The organism is Thiobacillus sp. 65-1402 (assembly GCF_001897685.1).
In the GTDB taxonomy this organism is placed as follows: Bacteria; Pseudomonadota; Gammaproteobacteria; order Burkholderiales; family Thiobacillaceae; genus Thiobacillus.
Window position 1 is genome coordinate 1 of record NZ_MKUG01000127.1, and the last position, 6,973, is coordinate 6,973.

A 6,973-nucleotide genomic window follows, 5' to 3' on the forward strand; every position below is an offset into this window, starting at 1 on the left:
CTTCATGGTGGCGACATGGCGTTCCAGCTCGGGATTGTCCCTGCCGAAGCGGATGTTGAGCATGGCCGTATCCATCCGCAGGGCGGTGAGGTATTGCCCCAGCTCGTCGTGGATTTCCCGGGCGATGCGGGTGCGTTCCGCCTCGCGGATCTTTTCATGGTGCGCAGCGAGTTCGCGCAGATTCTGCCGCGAACGCAGCAGCTCTTCCTCATGCTGCTTGGGTTCGGTGATGTCCTGCGTGGTCCCCACGCCGCGCAGCAAGCCGCCGTCGGCAGCGTATTCCAGTTCTGCGCGTTGGCGCACCCACTTCACTCCGCCCTCAACCAGGATTCGATGCTGCACATCGTAGGGCTCGCCGTTCATGGCGGCCCGCCAGGCCGCCTCGACCGCAGCGCGGTCGCGCGGATGAATGCGGTCAAGCAGCGCCTGATAGCTGAGCGGCGTGCCCGGCGGCAGGCCGAATATGCGGTAGTTCTCGGCCGAAAATTCCACCGTGCCGTCGGCAATGTTCAGCACCCAGCTTCCCAGCTTGCCCTGGGCCTGAGCGCGGGCCAGATGCGCTTCGCTCTCGCGCAGAATGTCTTCGGCCTGGCGGCGCGCCGTGATGTCCTGCACGTTGACGACGCGATAAAGTACCCGGCCCGTCTCGTCTTTTACCGCAGTGGCATCGGCCTGCACCGGAAAGCGGCTGCCGTCCTTGCGTACGTGCCACGATTCCCAGATATGGTGGCCTTTCTCGTGGGTCAGGCGAATATGCTGGGCAAGTTCCGCGCCGCAGGCTTCCGCGAACGTTTCGCTGGCCGGCCGGCCGGCGAGCTCCTGCAGGCTGTAGCCGTGCATCCGGGCGAACGCGGGATTCATGAGTTCGATCCGCCCCGTCTCGGCGTTGCAGACGATCACACCCCATTCGGCGTGATCGAAGATGTGCTGCCATCTGGCGAGGAGGGCCTCGTTCTGTTTGCGCGCCGTGTTGTCGCTGAAAACCACCACTGCGCCGGTTATCCGCCCAGCTTCCCAGATGGGCGCGCTGACATACTGCACGTCGAGAGGGCTTCCATCCTTGCGCCAGAACACATCGTCGTTGCTTTGATGCGGCGTGCCCTCGCGATAGGTCGCGAGCAGCGGGCATTCTTCGGCCGGATGCGGGCGGCCGTCGCTCTTGCTGTGATGGATGAGGCTGTGGACCGATACATCGCCCACTTCCGCCAGGGTGTAGCCCAGCATCCGTTCCGCCGCGGCATTGGCGAAAGTCATCCGGCCCTGGTTGTCCAGGCCATAGATGCCCTCGCCCGCGCATTGCAGGATCAGTTCGTTTTTGTGCAGGGCCTCGGTCAGGATGGTTTGGGACTCCCTCAGCCTTTGCGCGAGAGGCAGGATGTAGCGATATAAAAACAGGGCGCCGCCCATCGCCAGAAGCCAGTGCAGCACGATGCCCACCCACAGGCCCTCGTGCACGAACAGGTCGGGCGCATATTTCACGGCGATGACGCTGCTGACCAAGCCGCCAAGCGTCAGCAGCGCCAGCAGCACGAAAACCGTGATGAAGAGGATTTGCCGATCCGGGTAACGGGCGTAATAAAGCCGGAAGCGCTCACTGACAAAGACCAGGCGATACAGGCTGAGACTCAGCACGATCAAACCAATGGTGGTGGGCACGCTCATCGGGATCGCTTCAACCGGTCCAGCGGGATGCCGCCGCATGCCGCGGATCGGCAAACGCGGGCCGGCAGCGCCGCTGCGCAATTCGCGGCGACGGGCCCACGCCCCGGTTCAATGCGTTCGCACTCGGGCATGCGTCTATACCCGGGCAGGGCTGGCACGCTCCGGCGCGCTGCCGGAAAGATCCGAAGCCAGCCAGACGGCGCCCGTGACATGCCCCATCAGGCTGATAAACGCCATCAGGAACATGCCGCCGAGCAGGAGATGGATCGCCACGATGCCGGCGCTGCCGCGGACGCGCGACAGCATCAGGAAAACACACCCCGCCAGCAGGAACGCCACCGCGGCGCCGGGCGACATCCGACCCGGCCAGGAGCCGCCGGCGGTATTCAGCACGTAGCGCCAATAACCGTCCTCCGGAAACAGGTTGAGCAGATGCTGCAGCAGGACGCTCAGGGCCAGCAGGGCCAGCAGCAGGCCCAGAGCGGCCATGAGGCGGGGAGCGGCGCTGGCCAGCAGGGCCGCGCCACACAATCCGAAAGCCAACTGGGTGTTGAGGCCCATCGAACTGAAAGCCGGCAACAAGCGGGCCAGGCCTCCCGGGGCCAGCGTCGCCGCGGTCGCCATGCCTGCGGCCAGCAACAGCATGGCCGCGCCAATGAAACGCAGCATCGCCGTCCCGCTGTTTCCTGAAGCCGTTTGCGGCATCCCCCTCACCCCGGCCTTGTGCCTGATCATTCTAATGTTTCACGATTATTTACACTTTCCCGCATGGAAACCATGATCGCCTGATACCCAGCTTCCCCGCCTGCCTCTTTATAAGGCAGCGCGCCTACGCCCGGCCATTGGTTGCCGCCCGGTTTAGGGTCTAGATTGAGTGGATGACGCTTCCACTTCGCTGCCTGTCGTGCCTGATCGTTTTTGTCTGCCTGGCATTGGCGGCCGTCCCGGCCAGCGGAGCGAAGGTGCGGGTATTGGCGGTGCAGGGGGCGATCAGCCCGGCCAGCGCCGATTACCTGCTGCGCGGCATGGCCAAGGCCGCCGAGGACAAGGCGCAGCTGGTGGTGATCGAATTGGACACCCCGGGCGGGCTGGACACCTCGATGCACGACATCATCAAGGCCATCCTCGCCTCGCCGGTGCCGGTCGCCACCTATGTCTCGCCACAGGGCGCGCGCGCCGCCAGCGCCGGTACCTACATCCTGTACGCCAGCCACATCGCGGCGATGGCGCCGGCGACCAATCTGGGAGCGGCGACGCCGGTCGAGCTGGCGCCCGGCGGCAGCGACAAGCCCGCCGGCGCCGGGCCATCCGACAAGCCGCAGGGCGACCCGCGAATGCGCAAGGCGATGCATGACGCGGCGGCCTACATCCGCGGTCTCGCCGAATTGCGCGGCCGCAACGCCGACTGGGCCGAGCGCGCAGTGCGCGAGGCGGTCAGCCTGCCGGCTTCCGAGGCGCTGGCGCTGAAGGTGATCGACCTGGTGGCGGCCGACCTCGGCGACCTGCTGAAGCAGCTGGACGGCCGCGTCATCAAGATGGACGGCCAGAGCGTCACCCTCGACACCGCGAATGCCGTCGCCGAACGCGCCCAGCCCGACTGGCGCAGCCGTCTGCTGGCGGTGATCGGCGATCCCGGCATCGCCTACATCCTGATGCTGCTGGGCATCTACGGCCTGCTCTACGAGTTTGCCAACCCGGGCATGCTGCTTCCAGGCGTGGTCGGCGGCATCTGCCTGCTGCTGGCGCTGTTCGCGCTGCAGGTCCTGCCGATCAGTTACGCCGGGCTGGCGCTGATGCTGCTGGGCATCGCCCTGATGACGTCGGAGGCCTTCGTGCCCAGCTTCGGCGCGCTCGGCCTGGGCGGCATCATCGCCTTCGTCATCGGCTCGGTGATGCTGATCGACACCGACCTGCCCGGCTACGGCCTGCCCTGGACCCTGATCGTCCCGGTCGCCGCCGTCAGCGCCCTGTTCAGCTTTTTCGTCGCCGGCATGGCGCTGCGCGCGCGCCGCCGGCCGGTGGTCACCGGCACCGAGGAGATGCTCGGCGCCAGCGGCGAAACCCTGGAAGACATCGAGCGCGAAGGCTGGGCGCGCGTGCATGGCGAGCTCTGGCGCGTGCGCAGCAGCGCGCCGATCCCGCGCGGCACCCCGGTCCGGGTGCGCGCCCGGCATGACCTGGTACTCGACGTGGAACCCTGGCAAGGAGAATGATCATGTTCGAATTCGGCGGTTTGACCATTGCGCTGTTCATCGTCGCACTGCTGGCCTCCAGCCTGCGCATCCTGCGCGAGTACGAACGCGGCGTGGTGTTCCTGCTCGGCCGCTTCTGGAAGGTGAAGGGGCCGGGGCTGGTGGTCATCGTTCCCGGCATCCAGCAGATGGTGCGGGTCGATCTGCGCACCGTGGTGTTCGACGTGCCGAGCCAGGACGTGATCTCGCGCGACAACGTCTCGGTGAAGGTCAACGCGGTGGTGTATTTCCGCGTCATCGACCCGGCCAAGGCCATCCTGCAGGTGGAGGACTTCCTCAACGCCACCAGCCAGCTGGCGCAGACCACGCTGCGCGCGGTGCTGGGCAAGCACGAACTCGACGAGATGCTGGCCGAACGCGAGCGCCTCAACCAGGACCTGCAGCAGTTGCTGGACGCGCAGACCGACGCCTGGGGCATCAAGGTCTCCAACGTCGAGATCAAGCACGTCGACATCGACGAATCGATGGTGCGCGCGATCGCCAAGCAGGCCGAGGCCGAGCGCGAGCGGCGCGCCAAGGTGATCCACGCCGAGGGCGAACTGCAGGCCTCGGAAAAACTGCTGGCCGCCGCCGAAATCCTCGCCGGCCGGCCGCAGGCGATGCAGCTGCGCTATCTGCAGACGCTGTCCAACATCGCCGGCGACAAGTCCAACACCATCGTCTTCCCGCTGCCGGGCGAGCTGATGAACCTGCTGATGCGCGACAGGCGGGCGGGCGAATAACGGCGAGCAGGCCCGACAAAAGCCCCAGCGCCCCCAGGGTTGCGGGTGGCAAGCCGGCCCGCATCACGGTATCCTCACCGGCAATCCCCGGCACATCCGGGAACCTGTGCCGGGCCAATCCACTCTGACCCGGCACACTGTTCTGCCATTCACAAAGAGGAGCTTGAATGAACCCGCAAGTCACCACCCTCGGCCGCAGCCAGTCTGCAGCCATGTCGACCAACAAGGTCGTCAGGAACACCTACATGCTGCTGTCGATGACGCTGGCCTTCGCCGCGCTCACCGCCGGCGCGTCGATGGCGCTGAACCTGCCGCACCCCGGCCTGATCATCACCCTGGTCGGCTACTTCGGCCTGTTGTTCCTCACCACCAAGTTCCGCGACAGCGGCCTCGGCATCGCCTTCGTGTTCGCGCTGACCGGCTTCATGGGCTACACGCTCGGGCCGATCCTCAACGCCTATCTCGCGCTGCCCAACGGCACCCAGGTGGTGATGATGGCGATGGGCGGCACCGCCGCGATCTTCCTCGGCCTGTCGGCCTACGTGATGACCACCCGCAAAGACTTCAGCTTCATGGGCGGCTTCCTCATGGTCGGCATCCTGGTGGCCTTCCTCGCCGGCCTGGGCGCCATGTTCTTCGAGATGCCCGGCCTGTCGCTGGCGGTCTCCGCGATGTTCGTGCTGCTGATGTCCGGCCTCATCCTGTACGAGACCAGCAACATCATCCACGGCGGCGAGACCAACTACATCATGGCGACCGTCACCCTGTTCGTGTCGATCTTCAACCTGTTCACCAGCCTGCTGCACCTGCTGGGCTTCGCCAGCAACGACTGATCGTCGATGCCAGCGGCAAGCGAAACGGCGTCTTCAAGGACGCCGTTTTTTATCGACACCCACTGCCATCTCGACGCCGCCGAGTTCGACGCCGACCGCGACGCCGAGTACGCGCGCGCCGTTGCCGCCGGGGTGGCCATCCAGATCGTTCCCGCCATCAGCCGCGACAACTTCGCCGCGGTCGCCGCCACCTGCGCGCGCTATCCGGGCTGCCTGCCGGCGTGGGGGCTGCACCCGATGTACATCCACGTGCACCGTCCGGAGCATCTCGCCGAGCTGCGCGCGCAAATCGAGGCGCAGCGGCCGGTGGCGATCGGCGAAATCGGACTCGACCTGTTTGTCAAAGGACTCGACTACGCCAGCCAGGAATTTTTCTACGTCGAGCAGCTGAAGATCGCGCGCGACCACGATCTGCCGGTGCTGCTGCACTGCCGCAAGGCGAACGACGAATTGCTCAAGCACTTGCGCAGGATCCGCGTGCGCGGCGGCATCGCCCATGCCTTCAACGGCAGCCCGCAGCAGGCGGACGCCTTCATCAAGCTGGGATTCAAGCTCGGCTTCGGCGGCGCCTTCACCTGGCCGCGCGCCAACAACCTGCGGCGGCTGGCGGCCGACTTGCCGCTCGACGCCATCGTGCTGGAAACCGACAGCCCCGACATCCCGCCGGCATGGATCGGCCGCGGCCGCAACGCACCGGGGGAATTGCCGCGCATCGCACAGACCCTGGCCGAGCTGCGTGGGCTGGATGTCGAAGTGGTGGCGCAGGCCACCACGCGCAACGCGCGCGAACTGTTCGGCCTGGCTTGACGCCGCTTCAGCCGGCGTAGTCGAATTCCCCCACCCACTTGCCGCGGCGGTAGTCGATGGCCAGCCAGTTGGGCACGTAGGGACGCGGATTTTCGAGCGGGAAGCATTCGGCAGGCAGCGCCGCGCCGCCTGCCGCCACGCTGCAGCGGCGCGTCATGACGGGCTTGAAGCGCACCGCCAGGCGGTCGTTGACCGGCACCGCCAGCTCCGCCGCCTCGCCGAAATGCACCCGCTTGCGCAGCAGGCAGGAGAACAGCAGTTCCATCTCGGCGACCAGCGGCGTGTCGCGCCGCGCCAGCGCCTTTTGCGCAGCGGCGGTGAGGCGGATTTCCAGCGATTTGTCGTGCAGGGTAATGCGCATGGCGGGCTCCCGAATGACGTCGTCCTGTCGATCCATAACGGCCCTGCAGGACCGCGCTGTAGTCAGAAAGCCGCCGCGAGTCGGCGCGCCACGCTCACAGCCAGCGCCGCACCCGGGTTTTATAGTCGCGGTAGGCGTCGCCGAAGCGGGCATCGAGATGCGCTTCCTCGTGGCGGATCACGCCGTAGCGCAGCAGCAGCCAGATCAGCGGCGCGAACGCCAGCGGCCATGCCGTGGCCAGCCACAGCGTCACCCCGGCGTAAATGAACCAGTCGCCGACATAGATCGGATTGCGGCTGAAGCGGAACGGCCCGTCCATGCAGAGTTCGGACGCGC

At 66.4% G+C, this 6,973-nt stretch carries 8 protein-coding genes; 4 read left to right on the forward strand and 4 right to left on the reverse strand.

Translation table 11 applies throughout. From position 1 onward, the window contains the following. Both BGO62_RS10215 and BGO62_RS10220 read right to left on the reverse strand, forming a co-directional pair. Positions 1 to 1,662, reverse strand: a 1,662-nt coding sequence (locus BGO62_RS10215) for a PAS domain S-box protein (protein WP_296641995.1), incomplete at its 3' end; no start/stop codon positions are given. A gap of 135 nt (positions 1,663 to 1,797) precedes the next feature. Next, a complete protein-coding gene (locus BGO62_RS10220) occupies positions 1,798 to 2,331 on the reverse strand; it encodes a hypothetical protein (RefSeq protein ID WP_296641998.1) in 534 nt (177 codons plus the stop codon). 209 nt (positions 2,332 to 2,540) lie between these two features. On the opposite strand from BGO62_RS10220, the gene BGO62_RS10225 reads away from it, so the two are divergent. From BGO62_RS10225 to BGO62_RS10240, 4 genes are all read left to right on the forward strand, one after another. Then, positions 2,541 to 3,875: a nodulation protein NfeD gene (locus tag BGO62_RS10225; protein ID WP_296642000.1), complete on the forward strand. Its 1,335-nt coding sequence runs from the start codon at positions 2,541 to 2,543 to the stop codon at positions 3,873 to 3,875. Positions 3,876 to 3,877: 2 nt separating this feature from the next. Beyond that, positions 3,878 to 4,636 (forward strand): slipin family protein, encoded by a 759-nt coding sequence (locus BGO62_RS10230; RefSeq protein ID WP_296642003.1) that lies wholly within the window; start codon positions 3,878 to 3,880, stop codon positions 4,634 to 4,636. 167 nt (positions 4,637 to 4,803) lie between these two features. After that, positions 4,804 to 5,469, forward strand: coding sequence for a Bax inhibitor-1/YccA family protein (locus BGO62_RS10235; RefSeq protein WP_296642004.1), 666 nt, complete (start codon positions 4,804 to 4,806; stop codon positions 5,467 to 5,469). A gap of 6 nt (positions 5,470 to 5,475) precedes the next feature. Continuing rightward, complete coding sequence (locus BGO62_RS10240) at positions 5,476 to 6,276, forward strand: TatD family hydrolase (protein WP_296642005.1); 801 nt, start codon at positions 5,476 to 5,478, stop codon at positions 6,274 to 6,276. A 7-nt stretch (positions 6,277 to 6,283) separates the two neighbouring features. Here BGO62_RS10240 and BGO62_RS10245 read toward each other — a convergent pair whose 3' ends face one another. Continuing rightward, a complete protein-coding gene (locus BGO62_RS10245; RefSeq protein ID WP_296642006.1) occupies positions 6,284 to 6,673 on the reverse strand; it encodes a hypothetical protein in 390 nt (129 codons plus the stop codon). Positions 6,674 to 6,731: 58 nt separating this feature from the next. Then, positions 6,732 to 6,973 (reverse strand): isoprenylcysteine carboxylmethyltransferase family protein (locus tag BGO62_RS10250; protein ID WP_296642008.1); only part of this gene is annotated, 242 nt, incomplete at its 5' end.